The organism is Flavobacterium sp. P3_A6, assembly GCF_056403035.1.
Map to the genome: position 1 here is coordinate 1 of NZ_JBFUGG010000075.1, position 627 is coordinate 627.

1 protein-coding gene is annotated in these 627 nt (G+C 66.1%); it reads right to left on the bottom strand.

Annotation, left to right across the window (positions count from 1 at the left end; translation table 11 throughout):
• Nucleotides 1–592 (bottom strand): extracellular solute-binding protein (locus tag AC1DVP_RS21385; protein ID WP_477185485.1); only part of this gene is annotated, 592 nt, incomplete at its 3' end.
• Nucleotides 593–627: the final 35 nt, after the last annotated feature.

A 627-nucleotide genomic window follows, 5' to 3' on the forward strand; every position in this document is an offset into this window, starting at 1 on the left:
CGTCGTAGCCAAACTCGTCGAACAGGGCCTTGTTGTACCAGAACACCACGGGCGCGAGGTTGTCGCGGGCACCGTAGATGTGGCCGTCGACCGTGACCGGGTCCAGCGCGTGCGCGGTGTAGCCGTCAAGCCAGCCGTCCTCGGTGACGCCCGTGTCGAGCGCCGCGGCGAAAGCCTGAACGCCGTTCTGCTCCTTCGCGGCCCAGCTGGCGTCGTTCACCTGCCCCGACCACWCGACGTCGGGCCAGCCTTCACCGGCTGCGTCGGCGAGCGCGACCTTGGTCTGGAACGAGTTGGTACCGCCGGAGTTGCCGTCGTACGTCTCGATATTCACCTTGATGTCGGGGTTGTCCGTCTGGAATGCCTCGGCGATGGCCGAGCGGTCAGCGTCCACCCAGATGGTGATCGGGCTGTCCTTGATCTGCTCGGGGGCGGGGAATCCGAAGCTGGAGTCGGAACCACTACCTCCGCTGGAGTCGGAACCACTACCTCCGCTGGAGCAACCGGCCGCCATCAGCGCGAGGCTCGCGGCTGCTGCGGTCAGCACCAACAGACGGGGGAATCGGGTGGAGCGGCGTTGCTGTGCTGACATTGTCGCGTCCTCTTCTGGTCGACGTCGTTGACGAC